This window comes from Haliea sp. E17, from assembly GCF_048323675.1.
Classification (GTDB): Bacteria; Pseudomonadota; Gammaproteobacteria; order Pseudomonadales; family Halieaceae; genus Mangrovimicrobium.
Map to the genome: position 1 here is coordinate 348,311 of NZ_JBLWFK010000004.1, position 15,039 is coordinate 363,349.

Genomic DNA, 15,039 nt, shown 5'->3' on the forward strand with positions numbered 1-15,039 from the left:
TTCCAGCCGTCAGGCTTCGATCAGTGCCAGCAACTCGGCGGTTTTCGCCTCCATCAGGGCCTTGTCGCCGCGCGATTCCACGTTCAGGCGCACCACCGGTTCGGTGTTGGACATACGCAGGTTGAAGCGCCATTCACCGCAGTCCACGCTGACCCCATCGGTGTGGTCGACCTCGCCCTGACCGGCGTAGGCTTGCTCAGCCTTTGCCAATACCGCCGCCGCGTCATCGACACTGCGGTTGATCTCCCCGGAACAGGGATAGGCGGCCACCCGCTCCGCGACCAGCTTGGACAGCGGCTTGCCGGTGCTGGCCAGTAGGCCGGTAACCAGCAGCCAGGGAATCATGCCGCTGTCGCAGTAGGCGAAATCGCGGAAGTAATGGTGGGCGCTCATCTCGCCGCCGTAGGCCGCGTTTTCCTTGCGCATGCGCTCCTTGATGAAGGCGTGGCCGCACTTGGTCAGCACCGGTATGCCGCCAGCAGCCTTCACCACATCGATCGTGTTCCAGGTCAGGCGCGGGTCGTGGACGATTTTGGCGCCTTTCTCCAGCTGCAGGAACGCTTCGGCCAGCAGGCCGACGACGTAATAGCCCTCGATGAACTCACCGCTTTCGTCGAAGAAAAAGCAACGGTCGAAATCGCCGTCCCAGGCGATACCGAGGTCGGCGCCATTGTCGCGTACCGCGGCGATTGCCGCGCTGCGATTTTCCGGCAGTAGCGGGTTGGGCACGCCGTTGGGAAAGTTGCCGTCGGGGTTGTGGTGCAGCTTGATGAACTCGAAGGGCAGGTGGGGTTCCAGCAGGTCGATCACCCTGCCCGCGCCGCCATTGCCCGCATCTACGACGACCTTGAGGGGCTTCAGCGCGGCGACATCGATATAGGAAAGCAGGTGTTCCACGTAGGCCTGGTCGGTATCCAGCACATGCATGGAACCACGCTGTGCAGCCGGTTCAAACTCATCGCGCTCGGCCAGGGCGCGGATTTCCTGCAAGCCGGTATCCGCGGAAATCGGCCGCGATTCCTCGCGCACGAACTTCATGCCATTGTAATCCTTGGGATTGTGGCTCGCGGTCACCGCGATGCCGCCGCCCATTTTGGCGTGGGAGGTGGCAAAGTAGATTTCCTCCGTGCCGCACAGGCCGATGTCGTAGACATCCACCCCCTGCTCCATGAGTCCCTCGCTGACCGCCGCCTTGATCGATTCACTGGAGAGCCGGATATCGTGACCGACCACCACCGTGCCCGGCTTGATCACCTCCGCATAGGCGCGTCCGATACGCCGGGCGATATCCTCGTTGAGCTGGTCCGGCACCCGGCCGCGAACGTCGTAGGCCTTGAAACAGGTAATTTCCTTCACGCCCATCTCCTAATCTGCCTGGTAGCAGTTTTCGTAGACGAAATTGGTCGCCTCGACAAAGCCGGGAACGCTACCGCAGTCAAAGCGCCGCCCCTCGAACTTGTAAGCCATCACGCAGCCGCGCTGGGCCTGGATCTGCAGCGCGTCGGTCAGCTGGATCTCCCCGTTGGCGCCCGGGGGGGTGTCCTCGATGATCTCGAAGATGTCGGGGGTCAGGATGTAGCGGCCGATAATGGCGAGATTGGAAGGTGCGTCTTTCTGGTCCGGCTTTTCCACCATGCCATCGACCCGGTAGATACCCTCCTTGAGGCTCTCGCCGGAGATGACACCGTATTTGTGTACCTCATCCATCGGCACTTCCTGGATCGCGACAATGGAGCAGCGGAACTGGTTGTACAGCGCGGCCATTTGCTTCAGCACGCCGTCGCCCTCGCCGTTGAGGCAGAGGTCGTCCGACAGCAACACGCCGAATGGCTCATTGCCGATCAGCGAGCGGCCGGTCAGGATGGCATGTCCCAGGCCTTTCATCTCGCGCTGGCGGACCATGGTGAATACGCCCTTGTCCAGCACACCGCGAATGCTCTGCAGGTACTTTTCCTTGCCGGTACCGGATATCTGGTGTTCCAGCTCGTAGCTGATATCGAAGTGGTCGGCGATCGAACGCTTGCCGCGACCGGTGACAAACGCACAGGTCTTCATCCCCGCTTCGATTGCCTCCTCTACCCCGTACTGCACCAACGGTTTGTTGACAATCGGCAACATCTCCTTGGGCATGCTTTTGGTGGCGGGCAGAAACCGGGTACCGTAACCGGCAACGGGGAAAAGACACTTGGTAATCATGAAAACTCCTTGGTGGGAAATTCAGCTCTTGCGTCCATAATGATCGTCGAAACGCACTATGTCGTCTTCACCCAAATAGGTTCCGGACTGCACTTCAATCAACTCCAGCGGAATTTTGCCCGGGTTGGCCAGGCGGTGCCGATGACCGAGGGGGATATAGGTCGATTCGTCCTCTCCCAGCATAAACACCCTGTCATCACATGTCACTTCCGCCGTGCCGTGAACCACTATCCAGTGCTCGGCGCGGTGATGGTGCATCTGCAGTGACAGCGCCGCTCCGGGGTTGACGATGATGCGCTTGACCTGGAAACGCTCAGCTGTCACCAGGGATTCGTAGGACCCCCAGGGGCGATAAACCTTCTGGTGGAGTGAGACCTCGGGGCGCTCGCTGGACTTCAGTGCCTGCACGATGCGCTTCACGTCCTGCACGCTGTCGCGCGCAGCTACCAGCACCGCATCCGCGGTCTCCACCACGACGAGGTTTTCCACACCGGTAGCGGCGACCAATCGCGAGTCGGCATAAAAATAGCTGTCACTACAATTGTCCAGCAACACGTCGCCGCGCAGGACATTGCCAGCCGCGTCGTGTTCAGCTACCTCCCACAGAGCCGACCAGGCGCCGACGTCGCTCCAGCCGCAGTCCAGAGCCACCACCGCACCGCGCCGGGTATGCTCCATGACAGCGTAATCGATGCTATCCGAGGGACAGGCCGAGAAGGCCCCGGCATCGGGACGAACGAAATCGAGATCGGTTTTGGCGCCGACCATGGCGGCCCGGCAAGCCGCCAGGATCGGCGGTGCGAACTGCTCCAGTTCCTCAAGGAAGCTGGTGGCGGCAAACATGAACATGCCGCTGTTCCAGACATAGTCGCCACTGGCAAGGTAGGCGGCGGCGGTCTGGCCGTCCGGCTTTTCCACGAAGCGTTCCAGCTCATGCAGCCTGTCACCCAGCGTGGCCCCACACTTGATGTATCCGTAACCTGTCTCAGGGCTGGTAGGTACTACCCCGAATGTAACCAAGCGCCCGGAGCGGGCCAGAGGCAAGGCCGACTGCACCGCCTCGCTGAACGCCTCCACTCGGGTAATGACATGATCCGCCGGCAACACCAGCAACACCGCTCCGGGATCATCCTGCGCGGCATGCAATGCAGCCAGCGCAACCGCAGGGGCGGTATTGCGACCTTCGGGCTCAAGAATCAATGCGCCTGGATCAATGCACTGCTGGCGCAGTTGTTCTGCAACCATGAAGCGGTGTTCTTCGTTACACACGACGATCGGGCTGCTGGCATTGAGCCCCCGCGTTCGCTCCAGGGTTTCCTGCAGCATGGAAAGTTCACCCGCCAGGGGTTGGAACTGCTTGGGGTGGGCTTCGCGGGAAACCGGCCAGAGGCGGCTACCGACTCCGCCAGATAAGAGAATAGGTACAATCATGTTGTTTCCTGATTTTGGGAGGCATCCAGCCATCGTTATTATTTTTACCGCTTCCAAGGGAACACGGCAAACTGATCTTATCGAACTGGCAGGATTCCCGCCAGACGCTGTCGATCGCGGTTGGCCTTGGCCCTCGCAACAGATAGAATGGGCACCCTTACCACCGCCCATACCTGGCACACCCTGAGACCACCGGAAATCACATGACAGCACAGAACGCGTTCAGCAAAGAAGAACTGGTCGCTTGCGGGCACGGAGAACTCTTTGGTGAAGGCAATGCCCGCCTGCCCATCGACCAGATGCTGATGCTCGACCGTATCACCCGCATCAGCTCTGAAGGCGGCGCGTACGGCAAGGGGGAAATCACTGCCGAACTGGACATCACCCCCGACCTCTGGTTCTTCGACTGCCATTTCCCCACCGACCCGGTAATGCCCGGCTGCCTGGGGCTGGACGCAATGTGGCAGTTGCTCGGTTTCTTCCTCGGCTGGCGCGGCAATCCCGGTCGCGGGCGTGCCCTGGGTTGCGGCGAAGTCAAATTCACCGGCGAAATCCTGCCCACCTCGAAGCTGGTGGTCTACCAGATCAACATCAAGCGGATCATCGAACGCAAGCTGGTCATGGGCATCGCCGATGGCATCGTCTCGGTGGACGGCCGCGACATCTATCACGCCAACGACCTGCGAGTCGGCCTTTACAAATAATACGGGGTTATTCGGAATCCATGAGCAGACGAGTAGTAGTTACCGGCCTCGGCATTGTTTCCTGTCTTGGCAACGATGCCGAGACCGTCGCCAGGTCCCTCTACGAGGGTAAATCCGGTATTGGCATTCGCCAGGAACATATCGACATGGGCATGCGGTCATTTGTCGCCGGTGCCCCGGATATCGACATTCCCGCCCTGATTGATCGCAAGGTACTGCGTTTCATGGGCGATGCCGCCGCCTATGCCTACATTTCGATGCAGCAGGCGATTGCCGATGCGGGTCTGGACCTCGACCAGATCTCCAACGAGCGCATCGGGATCATCGCCGGCTCCGGCGGCGCCTCCTCCGCCAAACAGACCGAGGCCGCGGACATCCTCCGCGAGCGCGGCCTGCGCAAGGTCGGTCCCTACCGCGTCACCCAGACCATGGGCAGTACGGTATCCGCCTGCCTGGCGACCCCGTTCAGGATCAAGGGCGTCAACTACTCCATCTCCTCGGCCTGCTCCACCAGCGCGCACTGCATCGGCAACGCCATGGAGCAGATCCAGTTGAACAAGCAGGACATGGTCTTCGCCGGCGGCGGCGAGGAACTGCACTGGACCCTGTCCAGCCTGTTTGACGCGATGGGCGCCCTGTCCACCAAGTACAACGACACCCCGGAAAAAGCCTCCCGCGCCTACGACGCGGACCGCGACGGCTTTGTCATCGCCGGCGGTGGCGGCATGCTGGTGCTCGAGGAACTGGAACACGCCCTGGCCCGCGGCGCGAAAATCTACGCAGAACTGGTCGGCTACGGCGCCACCTCCGACGGCTACGACATGGTCGCCCCCTCCGGGGAAGGTGCCAAGCGCTGCATGGGCCAGGCGATGTCCACGGTTGACGGCCGGATCGACTACATCAACGCCCACGGCACTTCCACGCCGGCGGGCGATATCCAGGAACTGAAAGCAGTGCGCGAGGCCTTTGCCGAGCGCGGCTACACCCCGCCGATCAGCTCGACCAAGTCCCTCTCCGGCCACTCGCTGGGCGCCGCCGGCGTGCAGGAAGCCATCTACACCCTGCTGATGCAGCAGCGCGGCTTCATCTGCGCCTCGGCCAATATCGACAACCTGGACCCGGAGGCCGAGGGCATGCCCATCGTGCTGGAGCGCCAGGACAACGTCGACCTGCAACGGGTGATGTCCAACAGCTTCGGCTTCGGCGGCACCAACGCCTCCCTGGTTTTCCAGAAATTCAGCGGATAGCAGCGGCCCGCCTGCGCGGGCCATCCCTCCCCGGCTAACGACTCCCCCGCGCCTGCCGCGGGGTTGTCAGGCCAGCAGATCCAGCAACAACACCTGTACCGGGTCACCCGGTTCCACCAGGGTATCCGGCGGCACCACCGCCAGCGCCGTCGAGCGACTGACCGAACTGAGTACGCCGGAGCTCTGGTTGTCATAGGGGCGCGCCAGCAATCCCCCGGCGACCGGCTCGAGACTCACCCGCAGGTAGTCCTGCCGTTTTCCCGCCCTGCCGACCCGGAAACCGGCGCTGGCCGGTATCGCGGGCAAGGGCGCCTCTGTCGCACCCTGCAGGGCCAGCAGGAAAGGGCGCGCGAGCAGGCAGAAGGTCACGAAACTCGAGGTGGGATTACCCGGCAGCCCGATAAATGGCCTGCCGCAAACCTCACCGAAGGCGAAGGGTTTGCCGGGTTTGATCGCCAGCCGCCACAGGTCGAGGTGGCCGAGCTTTTCCACCTGGGCGCGTACATGGTCTTCCTCGCCAACAGATACCCCGCCGGAGGTCACCACCACATCGGCGCGGCTGGCGAGATCGCGCAGGGCCCGAGCGGTGGCCTCGGGATCGTCGGGCACGATACCGCCGTCGACAAACTCCATGCCCAGACCCTGCAGCAGACCGGCCAGGGTGAAGCGGTTGGAATTGTAGGACTGCCCCGGCGACAGCGTCGCGCCACCCGGTTCCACCAGTTCGTCGCCGGTGGAACACACCGCCACCCGCAGCCGGCGATACACCGGTACGCGATCCACGCCCACGGACGCCAGCAGCCCCAGGTCCTGGGGCCTCAGCACCCGCCCGCGGGACTGCACCACAGCACCTGTGCGAATGTCCTGGCCGCGACGGCGGACGTTCTCGCCCACTGCCAGGGTGCGCCCGACGGTGACCCGGCCATCCTGCTCCGTGCAATCCTCCTGCATCACCACCGCGTCCGCCCCGGCCGGTACGGGCGCCCCGGTAAAGATACGCGCCGCGCAGCCCGGAGCCAGCGGCAGGCCCACACTGCCCGCGGCAATCCGCTGGCTCACCTGCAGGCTGCCCGGCACGTCGCCCGCGCGCAGGGCGTAGCCATCCATGGCGCTGTTGTCGTCCAGCGGCACGTCGATGGTCGCAGCGACATCGTCGGCGAGGGTGCGCCCCAGCGCCTGCAACAGGGGGACTTGCTCCACTCCCGGCTGTCCCGGGCGCGCACTGGCGAGAATCCGTGCCAGTGCATCCTCTATCGGCAGCAGCTGGCTCAAGACTCCCGGTCCCGGACCTTGAGCACACCGACGAAATTACAGGGCCGGTGGGAACTGTCCAGTTGCTCGCGGATAATGCCCTCCCAGGCGGTCCGGCAGGCCCCGGTGGAGCCGGGCATGCAGAAAACCACCGTTTCGTTGGCAAAGCCGGCGAGCGCCCGGGACTGGATGGTCGAGGAACCGATTTCCGCCAGCGAAAGGCTGCGGAACACCTCGCCGAAACCGTCGATGGTCTTGTCGAACAGGGGCAGGACCGCCTCCGGCGTGGAGTCGCGCCCGGAGAAACCGGTGCCGCCGGTGATCAGCACGGCATCGACCCCGGCGTCGGCAATCCAGCGCGAGAGCACTGCCCGGATCTGGTAGATATCGTCGCGGACGATGCAGCGCTCGGCGCAGCGGTGCCCCGCGGCCGCAAGCGCGCCGGCGAGATAGTCGCCCGAGGTATCGTTGGCCTCACTGCGGGTATCGGAAACGGTAAGCACGGCCACTGCCAGCGGCCGGGTTGTATCGTCGGTAGCCTTGGCCATCTCGGTACTCCTGGACTACATCTGTTGGAAGTAGGTTTTCACCTGGTCGGCAATGGAGCGCCGCCAGGGCATCTGCTTGATCGCAAAGGTGTCGCGAATCTTGCGGCAATCCAGTGAGCGATTGAGCGAGGGGGCATTCTTGTCCCGCGATTCCAGGGCGACTGCCTCGGCACTGAACTCGGAGAACTGGGACGCCGCGGCGAGGATGGCTTCGGCGAACTGGTAGTAGGTGGCGGTTTCCGAACTGCAGTAGTGGTAAGTACCCCAGACCTCGGCACCGGTACTCAGTTGATCGAGAATTGCCGAGACCACCCTGGCGCCATCGTTACAGGCCACCGGGCAGCCGCGCAGGTTATTGTCCAGCACCAGGTTTTCGCCGCGGATCATGCCGCCGAGCATCTGGGTGACCAGGTTGGCCCCCTCGCTGGCGAAAACCGGCCCGAGGCGCAGTATCAGGTGTCGTTCGCAGTTGTCGCGGATCACATCCTCCGCCTCGGCCAGCAGCTGCGCGATACTGCTGTCGCTGTCCGGCGCGTCCTGCTCGTTGTACATGCGGTCGAGCTTGCCGGAGAACACCCGCGCACTCGACACGAACATGAGGCGGGCATTGTCCTTTTGGCAGGATTTCGCCACCCACAGGCAGCGCTTGAGGTCCAGTTCGACAATTTCCTGGCCGCCGTCGGCGACCGCCTCGACCCGGATGTCCACCACCGCATCGGCCTGGGCGCGACGCACGGCCTTCTTGGCGTGGCGCTCGCTCTTCCAACGGGAGGCGGCGCGGGTCAGGCCGATGACTTCATGCCTGCCCAACTCCGCCAGGAGTTCCGAGAGAGAGTGCCCGAGAGGGCTGTCTGAACCGAGAATAAGTACGCGCACGCGTCTGGGCCTGTGACTGAAAGGGCTGTGCCCAACCTTGTTGAACCAATCCGGAAAGTTATCACAAATGCGCTGTGTCGCGTGCCTGTGACAGCAATTGTTCCGGTAGAAATGCGGGGCACGGCGGGTGCCGTGCCGGAGCTGGCATCAGAAGGGGATATCGTCGTCGTAGTTGTCGTCGAAGTTCGGCGGCGGGGCGCTCTGGGGTGGGGCACTCGGGGCCGGTGCGTTGCCGCGCGCGGGTGCGCCAGCGGCCTGCGGGCGGGAGGCACCCTGGCCGTAACCGCCCTGGTAGCTGTCACCGCTGTCCTGGTTGAAGCCGCCTTCGTAAGCGCCACCACCGCCCTGTCCGCCGCGGCTGTCGAGCATCTGCATCTCGTTGGCGACGATTTCCGTGGTATAGCGGTCCTGGCCGTCCTGCCCCTGCCATTTGCGGGTGCGCAGGGAACCCTCCACATAGACCTTGGAGCCCTTGCGCAGGTACTCGCCGGCAATTTCCGCGAGTCGGTTGAAGAACACGACCCGGTGCCACTCAGTGCGTTCCTGGGGCTGGCCGGTCTGCTTGTCCTTCCAGGTTTCCGAGGTGGCGAGGTTGACGTTGGTCACGGCACCGCCGGAAGGCATGTAGCGGGTCTCGGGATCGGCCCCGAGATTGCCGACCAGGATGACTTTATTCACACCCCGTGAAGCCATAATTGTTCCTCTGTACTTAAAGGTTTTTCGGTGCGGGTAGGAGGCAGACTATAGCAACCCCACCCGGCAAATGCGACAGCCAAACCGGCCAGCGGGGCCGCCTATCGGGAGGGCGCGGCGCGTGCGGGCACCGGCACGGCGCCGCCGGGCAGGAACAGGAGCAGCCACGCGACCGCCAGGCCGCCGCAACAGGCCGCCAGCAAAAGGGGTCCACCGCGCCCCAGCAGCCAACCGCCGAGTGCACCGCCACAGAAGGTGCCGAAAAACTGGCAGGTGGAAAAGATACCGAGCGCGGTTCCCTTGCCCTCGGCGCTGACCAGCTTGCTGACCAGCGAGGGCAGCGTGGCTTCCATGTAGTTGAAACCAATGAAGAACAGCAGCACACCCAGGTACAGGGGCAGCGCCGCAGGGGCGAAAATGATCAGCGGGACCGCCAGCAACAACAGGCCGATCGCCAGCAGGAACATCCCGTGCAGGCGCCCCCGACGCTCCGCCTGGATCATCATCGGCACCATGCCGGCCACGGATAACAGCAGGGCGGGCAGGTAGACCAGCCAGTGGACGCTGCGATCGAGGCCGGCCACATCACTCAACGCCCCGGGGACCACCAGGAACAGGGAGGTCAGGGTGAAATGCAGGGCGAAGACCGCAAAATTCATGCGGCCCAGAGCGCGATCCGTCAGGCAGCGCCGCAGCAGCCCGCTGCGGACGCCGACAGCCCCGTCCCGGGCGCGGGTTTCCGGTGTGGGCACGCGGGTGAGCACGACCAGGATGCCGGCCAGCGCCAGCAAGCCATTGAACCAGAACACCCCGGACAGCCCGGCCCAACCGGCCACCAGGGGACCCAGCACCAGGGCCAGGGCGAAACTGCCGCCGATGCTCATGCCCACCAGCGCCATGGCCTTGGTCCGCTGCTCCTCGCCGGTGAGGTCGGCGAGCAGGGCCATTACGGTGCTGGCGATAGCTCCCGCGCCCTGCAGGGCCCGCCCCACGACGATACCGTAGATGCTGTCCGCGAAGGCCGCCACCACGCTGCCCAGCACGAACATCAGCAGGCCGCCGATAATCACCGGCTTGCGTCCCACCTGGTCCGACAGCCAGCCCAGCGGCACCTGCAACAGGGCCTGGCTGAGCCCGTAGGCGCCGAGGGCGAGTCCGATCATAGCGGGACTGGCGCCGCGCATGTCCGCCGCATAGACGGCGAGCAACGGCAGGACCATAAACAGGCCTATCATGCGGAAACTGTAAAGCGTGGCCAGGGAGGCGACGGAGCGCCGCTCCAGTGGCGTCATGGGGTGTTCGGTGATCACGTGAAGAAGTCTCTTGAGTCGGCTTCATGATAGCAGTTAACTTGGGGTGAAACACAGTTTGCCATCACCAGCATTCCCGGAAATCATTTGGTTTCGCTGGCAAAACCACACTGGTAAACCCACTGGTACGACAAACGCTGTTCTTGATAATCAACAGGCCTCACAGCCTTTGCGCGATGCCACGCGCAGGCCATATACTTTCCGGTTAATTCTCTCCAGCGGTTATCTCTCACGATGGATACGATCCAGGTACGCGGCGCGCGCACCCACAACCTGAAGAACATCAACCTCGACATCCCCCGGGACAAGCTGGTGGTCATCACCGGCCTCTCCGGATCCGGCAAGTCGTCGCTGGCCTTCGACACACTCTACGCCGAGGGGCAGCGGCGCTACGTGGAGTCGCTGTCCACCTATGCCCGGCAGTTCCTGTCGATGATGGAAAAGCCCGATATCGACCATATCGAGGGCCTGTCGCCGGCCATCTCCATCGAGCAGAAGTCCACCTCGCACAACCCGCGCTCCACCGTGGGCACCATCACCGAGATCTACGACTACCTGCGCCTGCTGTTCGCCCGGGTCGGCGACCCGCGCTGCCCGACCCACGGACTCAGCCTGCAGGCGCAGACGGTGAGCCAGATGGTGGATGCGGTGCTGGCCCTGCCCGAGGGCGCGAAGCTGATGCTGCTGGCGCCGGTGGTGCGCGACCGCAAGGGCGAGCACCTGCAGATCCTCGAGGAGCTGCGCGCCGGGGGCTTCGTCCGCGCGCGCATCGACGGACGGGTCACGGAACTCGACGAGGTGCGCCCGCTGGACAAGAAGCGCAAGCACCGTATCGAGGTGGTGGTCGACCGCTTCAAGGTGCGCGAGGACCTGCGCCTGCGCCTGGCCGAGTCGGTGGAGACCGCGCTGGAACTCTCCGACGGACTGGCCACGATCAGCTACATGGACGGCGATGGCGAGGATATCGTGTTCTCCTCGCGTTTCGCCTGCCCGGAGTGCGGCCACAGTATCGACGAACTGGAGCCCCGCCTGTTCTCCTTCAACAACCCGGCGGGCGCCTGCGGCGGCTGTGACGGCCTTGGCGTCAAGCAGTACTTCGACTCGGAGCGCATTGTCCTGCACCCGGAAGCGAGTCTGGCCGAGGGCGCCATCCGCGGCTGGGACCGGCGCAACGTCTACTACTTCCACATGCTGAAGTCACTGGCGGAGCACTGCGGTTTCGATGTCGATACGCCTTTCAAAAAACTGAAGAAAGCCCACCAGCAGATCATCCTGCACGGCAGCGGTGACGAGGAAGTCGCCTTCGCCTACGTCAACGACCGGGGCGATGTGTTCAAGCGCACCCACCCCTTCGAAGGCATCATTCCCAACATGGAGCGCCGCTACCGCGATACCGATTCGGTATCGGTGCGCGAGGAACTGGCCAAGTTCCTCTCCACCCAGCCCTGCCCGGACTGCGGCGGGGCACGCCTGCGCGAGGAAGCCCGCCACGTGTTTGTCGACGAGCGCACGCTGCCGGCGGTAACAGGGATGTCGGTGGGAGACGCCAGCGACTACTTCGAAGCGCTGCGACTGGACGGGCGCAAGGGTGAGATCGCCGACAAGATCCTCAAGGAAATCCGCGCCCGCTACCGCTTCCTGGTCGATGTGGGGCTCAACTACCTGACCTTGAACCGCAGCGCGGAAACGCTTTCCGGCGGCGAAGCCCAGCGCATCCGCCTCGCTTCGCAGATCGGCGCCGGCCTGGTCGGTGTCATGTACATTCTCGACGAGCCCTCCATCGGCCTGCACCAGCGCGACAACGAGCGCCTGCTGGGCACCCTCACCCACCTCCGCGACCTCGGCAATACGGTGCTGGTGGTCGAGCACGACGAGGACGCCATACGCACCGCCGACCACGTCATCGATATCGGCCCTGGCGCAGGCGTGCACGGCGGCACTATCGTGGCCGAGGGCACGGTGAAGGCGATCATGAAAAACCCCGATTCCCTGACCGGGGATTACCTCTCGGGGCGGCGCAGGATCGAGGTCCCGGCGCAGCGAACCCCGCGCAAGCCCAAGCACCAGCTGACCCTGAAAGGCGCCCGCGGCAACAACCTGCAGAACGTCACCCTGGAACTGCCGATCGGCCTGCTGACCTGTGTCACCGGTGTCTCCGGCTCCGGCAAATCGACCCTGATCAACAACACGCTCTACCCGATTGCCGCCACCGCGCTCAACGGCGCCACCACCCTGACGCCGGCGCCCTACGACGCCATCGACGGCATGCAGCACATCGACAAGTGTATCGATATCGACCAGAGCCCCATCGGCCGCACACCGCGCTCCAACCCGGCAACCTATACCGGGATATTTACCCCGGTACGCGAACTGTTTTCCGGCACCCAGGAAGCCCGCTCCCGCGGCTACAAGCCGGGCCGCTTCAGCTTCAACGTCAAGGGCGGTCGCTGCGAGGCCTGCCAGGGCGACGGCGTGACCAAGGTGGAGATGCACTTCCTGCCGGATATCTATGTCCCCTGCGATGTCTGCAAGGGCAAGCGCTACAACCGCGAGACCCTGGAAATCCGCTACAAGGGCAAGAACATAAACGAGGTGCTGGAGATGACCGTGGAGGACGCCCTGGAGTTCTTCAGCGCGGTACCCGCCATTGCCCGCAAGCTGCAGACCCTGATGGATGTGGGCTTGTCGTATATTCGCCTGGGGCAGGCCGCCACCACCCTGTCCGGCGGCGAGGCCCAGCGGGTCAAGCTGTCCCGCGAACTGTCCAAGCGCGACACCGGCAAGACCCTGTACATCCTCGACGAGCCCACCACCGGCCTGCACTTCGAGGACATCCAGCAGCTGCTGCAGGTCGTGCACCGGCTGCGCGACCACGGCAACACCATAGTCATCATCGAGCACAACCTGGACGTCATCAAGACCGCGGACTGGCTGGTGGACCTCGGCCCGGAAGGCGGCTCTGGCGGCGGGCAGATCATTGCGACGGGCACCCCTGAGGACGTGGTCAAGGTGGCGGCCTCCCACACCGGGCGTTTCCTGGCGCCGCTGCTGAAAAAGCCCCGGGGAGGCAAGGGTAAGAGCCGGGCGGCCTGAGGCAGCATTTCACGCTTGACTCCGCCCGTACCGCGGCTACTATAGCCTCCGACCCACGCCGGCATAGCTCAGCTGGTAGAGCAACGCATTCGTAATGCGTAGGTCCGGCGTTCGACTCGCCGTGCCGGCACCATCTTCCTGGTCCGTGAGTCCCCAGAGCATTCTGATGAAATTGCAGACATAAAAAAGCCGGGCATTGCCCGGCTTTTTCGTATTCGCTGTCGCGAGAACCTCAGTCCTCGTCGCCCTCGAACTCGTCGTACTGCGGACGGTCAACCAGCTCGACATAGGCCATGGGGGCCTTGTCGCCGGCGCGGAAGCCGCACTTCAGGATACGAATGTAGCCACCCGGACGCGCCTGGTAGCGCGGGCCCAGCTCGCTGAACAGCTTGCCGACCGCTTCCTTGTTGCGCACGCGGTCGAACGCCAGACGGCGATTCGCAACGCTGTCGTTCTTTGCCAGGGTGATCAGGGGCTCCGCATAGCTGCGCAGTTCCTTGGCCTTGGGCAGGGTGGTCTTGATCAACTCGTGCTCAACCAGGGACACGGTCATGTTGCGGAACATGGCCTTGCGGTGGGCACTGTTGCGGTTCAGCTGACGTCCACTTTGACGATGACGCATTTTTCCAATCCTATCTTTTCTGTGCTATCGCAGCACGACTGTCTGGGGACCGGGGAGCGATCAGGCGCTCAGTACCCGGTCATCGTTTTTCAGGCTGGCAGGCGGCCAGTTGTCCAGGCGCATGCCCAGGGACAGACCACGTGAGGCCAGTACATCCTTGATCTCGGTCAGTGACTTCTTGCCCAGGTTCGGAGTCTTCAACAGCTCGACTTCGGTGCGCTGGACCAGGTCGCCGATGTAGTAAATGTTCTCGGCTTTCAGGCAGTTCGCGGAGCGAACGGTCAGTTCGAGATCATCTACCGGGCGCAGCAGGATCGGATCAACTTCGTCCTCTTCCTCGACATAGTCGGATTCAGACTCGCTCTCCAGGTCAACGAATACCGCCAACTGCTGCTGCAGGATGGTGGCGGCGCGACGGATCGCCTCTTCCGGATCGATGGTACCGTTGGTCTCGAGGTCGAGAACCAGCTTGTCCAGGTCGGTACGCTGCTCGACACGGGCAGCCTCGACAACGTAGGACACGCGCAGGACCGGGGAGAAGGTGGCATCCAGCTGCAGGCGACCGATTGAACGGGTCTCCTCATCAGGATTGTCACGGGAATCCGCCGGGGAGTAGCCGCGACCACGGGCCACTACCAGCTTCATGTTGATCTCGCTGGCGCCATTCAGGTTGCAGATCACGTGATCGGGGTTGCGCACCTCGATATCGTGGTCCACCTGGATGTCGGCAGCGGTGACCGGGCCGGGGCCCTTCTTGCTCAGGGTGAGTTCAGCCTCATCCTTGCCGTTCATGACCAGCGCAACGCCTTTCAGGTTGAGCAGGATCTCGATGACATCCTCCTGGACGCCCTCGATTGCGCTGTACTCGTGCAACACACCATCAATTTCAACTTCGGTGATGGCGCAACCGGGCATGGAAGACAGCAGGATGCGACGCAGCGCATTGCCCAGGGTGTGGCCGAAACCACGCTCCAGGGGCTCCAGGGTTACCTGGGCGCGGCGGTTGTCCTTTTCTTCCACGTTGATAACGCGCGGGGTCAGAAATTCTGTCACTGCACTCTGCATACG

13 protein-coding genes and 1 tRNA gene are annotated in these 15,039 nt (G+C 63.5%); 4 read left to right on the forward strand and 10 right to left on the reverse strand.

The window, feature by feature from the left end; all coding sequences use genetic code 11:
• Positions 1-9: 9 nt before the first annotated feature.
• The 3 genes from ACNKU3_RS12100 to ACNKU3_RS12110 are packed head-to-tail and all read right to left on the reverse strand — an operon-like array spanning position 10 to position 3,627.
• Positions 10-1,362, reverse strand: coding sequence for a phosphomannomutase (locus tag ACNKU3_RS12100; protein ID WP_418259726.1), 1,353 nt, complete (start codon positions 1,360-1,362; stop codon positions 10-12).
• A 3-nt stretch (positions 1,363-1,365) separates the two neighbouring features.
• On the reverse strand, positions 1,366-2,196 hold the full coding sequence (galU, locus tag ACNKU3_RS12105; protein WP_418259727.1) for a UTP--glucose-1-phosphate uridylyltransferase GalU: 831 nt from the start codon (positions 2,194-2,196) through the stop codon (positions 1,366-1,368).
• 21 nt (positions 2,197-2,217) lie between these two features.
• Positions 2,218-3,627: a mannose-1-phosphate guanylyltransferase/mannose-6-phosphate isomerase gene (locus ACNKU3_RS12110; protein ID WP_418259728.1), complete on the reverse strand. Its 1,410-nt coding sequence runs from the start codon at positions 3,625-3,627 to the stop codon at positions 2,218-2,220.
• 203 nt (positions 3,628-3,830) lie between these two features.
• On the opposite strand from ACNKU3_RS12110, the gene fabA reads away from it, so the two are divergent.
• The gene (gene fabA / locus ACNKU3_RS12115) at positions 3,831-4,331 is read left to right on the forward strand and encodes a 3-hydroxyacyl-[acyl-carrier-protein] dehydratase FabA (RefSeq protein ID WP_418259729.1); all 501 of its coding nucleotides are present in this window, start codon (positions 3,831-3,833) and stop codon (positions 4,329-4,331) included.
• A gap of 20 nt (positions 4,332-4,351) precedes the next feature.
• Positions 4,352-5,578, forward strand: coding sequence for a beta-ketoacyl-ACP synthase I (gene fabB / locus ACNKU3_RS12120; protein WP_418259730.1), 1,227 nt, complete (start codon positions 4,352-4,354; stop codon positions 5,576-5,578).
• A gap of 66 nt (positions 5,579-5,644) precedes the next feature.
• On the opposite strand, the gene glp is transcribed toward fabB, so the two are convergent.
• The 5 genes from glp to ACNKU3_RS12145 all read right to left on the reverse strand — a co-directional run bounded on the left by glp (position 5,645) and on the right by ACNKU3_RS12145 (position 10,256).
• On the reverse strand, positions 5,645-6,850 hold the full coding sequence (gene glp / locus ACNKU3_RS12125; protein WP_418259731.1) for a gephyrin-like molybdotransferase Glp: 1,206 nt from the start codon (positions 6,848-6,850) through the stop codon (positions 5,645-5,647).
• Positions 6,847-7,377: a molybdenum cofactor biosynthesis protein B gene (gene moaB / locus ACNKU3_RS12130; RefSeq protein ID WP_418259732.1), complete on the reverse strand. Its 531-nt coding sequence runs from the start codon at positions 7,375-7,377 to the stop codon at positions 6,847-6,849. Before moaB ends, glp begins: the two co-directional genes overlap by 4 nt.
• 15 nt (positions 7,378-7,392) lie before the next feature.
• Positions 7,393-8,253, reverse strand: a complete 861-nt coding sequence (locus tag ACNKU3_RS12135; protein WP_418259733.1) for an SDR family oxidoreductase — start codon at positions 8,251-8,253, stop codon at positions 7,393-7,395.
• Between the two features lie 147 nt (positions 8,254-8,400).
• On the reverse strand, positions 8,401-8,946 hold the full coding sequence (gene ssb / locus ACNKU3_RS12140) for a single-stranded DNA-binding protein (protein WP_418259734.1): 546 nt from the start codon (positions 8,944-8,946) through the stop codon (positions 8,401-8,403).
• Positions 8,947-9,047: 101 nt separating this feature from the next.
• Positions 9,048-10,256 (reverse strand): MFS transporter, encoded by a 1,209-nt coding sequence (locus ACNKU3_RS12145; protein WP_418259735.1) that lies wholly within the window; start codon positions 10,254-10,256, stop codon positions 9,048-9,050.
• Positions 10,257-10,490: 234 nt separating this feature from the next.
• On the opposite strand from ACNKU3_RS12145, the gene uvrA reads away from it, so the two are divergent.
• A complete protein-coding gene (gene uvrA, locus ACNKU3_RS12150) occupies positions 10,491-13,349 on the forward strand; it encodes an excinuclease ABC subunit UvrA (RefSeq protein ID WP_418259736.1) in 2,859 nt (952 codons plus the stop codon).
• Between the two features lie 57 nt (positions 13,350-13,406).
• Positions 13,407-13,482: transfer RNA gene (locus ACNKU3_RS12155), tRNA-Thr, on the forward strand.
• A gap of 99 nt (positions 13,483-13,581) precedes the next feature.
• Here the strand turns inward: ACNKU3_RS12155 and rplQ are convergent.
• Together rplQ and ACNKU3_RS12165 are read right to left on the reverse strand one after the other, a co-directional pair.
• The gene (gene rplQ, locus ACNKU3_RS12160; RefSeq protein WP_418259737.1) at positions 13,582-13,971 is read right to left on the reverse strand and encodes a 50S ribosomal protein L17; all 390 of its coding nucleotides are present in this window, start codon (positions 13,969-13,971) and stop codon (positions 13,582-13,584) included.
• Positions 13,972-14,031: 60 nt separating this feature from the next.
• Entirely contained in the window at positions 14,032-15,036 is a 1,005-nt protein-coding gene (locus ACNKU3_RS12165) for a DNA-directed RNA polymerase subunit alpha (protein WP_418259738.1), read from the reverse strand.
• Between the last annotated feature and the right edge of the window lie 3 nt (positions 15,037-15,039).